We start from the raw sequence: 2,577 nt of genomic DNA on the forward strand, positions 1-2,577 counted from the left end.
CCCCCTATTGCCGGGCGCTCTAAGCCAGGCGGTAGCCCGTGCCAAGCAGGCCTACCGGTCCTGCCGGTACACAGAACTAATCACTGTCCTTCCCAACGTCCTGTTGTCCGTCGACGTGGTGCACAACGCCGGTCATGACACCGAGGCAGCGCTGGAGTCCTTGCTCGCCCAGGCCTACCACGTGGCCGCGTAACTCATGACCACACGCCGAATAGCCACGTTCAGTCCAGTTGATCGAGGTTATATCGAATCGTCTGGCCACTCGGATGCTCGGAACCGTAGACGGCCTCGGCGATCGCCAACGCCCGCAGCAACAGCGGAAGAGCCTCACCAGCCCGACCCAGGGCCCACAACGCCAACCCCAGGTTATTCAGGTCGGTAGCGACCTCGGGATGATCGGGGCCGTAGACGGCCTCGTCGATCGCCAACGCCCGGTGGAACAGCGTCAGTGCCGCAGCCGGCTGGGCGTGTTCCTGCAGGTAGGTCGCGGTCCGGTCACACAGCCAGGACAGGCCGTCAATCGTGGCATCATCCGCGCCGGTATGCCCCAGCACGGCGATGACATGTGGGAGATAAACCCGCCACACCGGCCAGGCCTCCGGGTTCCGCATGATGTCTTCGGGCAGGATGCCGCGCAGCAGCCGCACCAGAGTCCCGGCCCGCGCCGTGCGCACCGTGGGGCTCATGGCCCGGCGGGTCGCCGCCTGCACCAGCCGGTGCACATCCACCATATCCTGATCACGGCGGGCCAGGCTGTACCCCACCAGCGCGCCGGTCGTCGCCGCCCAGCGCGCCCGGTTACCGGCCGCGTCCTTCAACGGTCCGTCGTCGAACCTGGCCGGCTCCGCGAACAGACCGAGGGGAATCTTCTCCGGGTCGCACAACGCCCACAGCTCCAACAGCTCCACCGCGGCCGGACACTCACCACGCAACCGCTGGAGCGACAACTCCCACAACACCGCGACCGTCATCCCCGGCCGGTCGGTCACCTCCCCCTCCTCCAGCATGTCACCGAGCTGACCGGCGAGGAGGTCGGCGTACTCCCCCGGTGGGGTACCGGTCTGATCGAGATATCCCGCGGCCTGCTCCACCGCCAACGGCAGATCCCCCAACAGGGCACAGATCCGATCCGCGACCACCGGATCCATGGCCGGGAACCGGCCAGCCAGCATGGCCATCGCCTCCCCCCGCGGCAGCACCGGCACCGTGACGGTCGTCCCCAGCGCGGTCAAACCCCGCCGCCGGGAAGTCACCAGCAGCCGGCCCGCCCCCGGCGACGGCCGCACACCCTTGATCGCACGGATCGCATCGGGGTCGTCGGCGTTGTCGAACACCAGCAGCGACCGGGGCAGACGTGCCCACGCCGCCACCACCACCGCCGGCTCCGCCTCAGCGGATAACCCCACCACCGGGGCCAACCCAGCCAGAAAGCCGCCGATCAGCTCCGGCTGCTCCGCCGGCACCCAGCCCACCCGGTCAAACAACTGTGCATACCGGTGGATGTACTCCACCACCAGCGCGGTCTTCCCCACCCCACCCATCCCCGCCACCGCGGTCACCGCGACCGACCCCGCCGCCGCCAACCGGGCATGCAGCTGATCGAGCAACGCGTCACGGCCGACGAAATGCGCCAACCGAGCCGGCACACCCCCCATCACGGGGAGATCCGGCGGGAAGACCGGAGCTACTCCCACTCCCACCCCCGCACCAACAGCCGGCCCGACAGCAGGTCGAGCACCCGGAAAAACCGGCTCCGCATCCGGCGGGCCAGGTGGAAAGTGCGCGGCTGCCACGACCCGGTCCCGGGCCGTCTCCTGCTCCACCCCGAACAAGTCCACCGCCGCGATCGGCCCCAACAGCCCCGGAGGGTCGCAGTCCTCCACCCGGAACACCACCAGCTTCCGCCCCCGACCGAGTGGATCATTCCGCCAGGCCGCCTGCCACTCCGCGGACGCGAACCTCGACGCCAGATAGTCCGTGGACAGCACCACGGCCATCCGTGTGGACGAGAGCGCCCGGTGCATCTCATCGACAAAATTCGACCCCGGACCGAAGTCCCACGCCTGGATCACCACCCGGTAACCGGTGGCATTCAACGTCCAGGCAATCCACTCCGCCCAGGCGCTGTCCTTCCCCGTATACGACACGAAGAAATCCGGGCTGGTAACCTCGCTGCCCCCACGGTCACCCACCCAGCATGCCACCATCACCCAACACGGCAGAAACCAGCCGATCAGCCACCATCGGCCGTACCCGCCGCACACGTTCAGCGTGCTGATCCCGACACCGGTCCGGGCATCGAGCGGTGAATCTGACAGCAACCGTCGACAGCAACGCCAGCGAAGCCCGACGGATCTTCATGAACATCACAAAAAGACTTTTCATCCGGCAGGAAGCCGGACACGGAGAGCCGGTCGAAACGGTCGGGGCGGGCGACAAGGAGGGTGGCCCAGCAGTCGACGACCGCGGGCTCGGCTGCGCTTGTCTGGGCCTCGGCGGCGACGGCGCGCACCAGCGGCGCGACCACTGACGGCGCCACGCCCAGCGCCCGCGCGATCCGCTTCGAGCGGCTTAGAG

1 protein-coding gene and 2 pseudogenes are annotated in these 2,577 nt (G+C 68.4%); 1 reads left to right on the forward strand and 2 read right to left on the reverse strand.

The features are described from left to right. A pseudogene (locus MJ785_RS14460) lies at window positions 1–193 on the forward strand (XRE family transcriptional regulator); the annotation flags it as partial. Window positions 194–221: 28 nt separating this feature from the next. Here MJ785_RS14460 and MJ785_RS14465 read toward each other — a convergent pair. Continuing rightward, window positions 222–2,192: a toll/interleukin-1 receptor domain-containing protein gene (locus tag MJ785_RS14465; protein WP_239381319.1), complete on the reverse strand. Its 1,971-nt coding sequence runs from the start codon at window positions 2,190–2,192 to the stop codon at window positions 222–224. 74 nt (window positions 2,193–2,266) lie between these two features. Then, window positions 2,267–2,577 (reverse strand): annotated as a pseudogene (locus MJ785_RS14470) (hypothetical protein); the annotation flags it as partial.

The organism is Protofrankia sp. CiT1 (assembly GCF_917627335.1).
Lineage (GTDB): Bacteria > Actinomycetota > Actinomycetes > Frankiales > Frankiaceae > Protofrankia.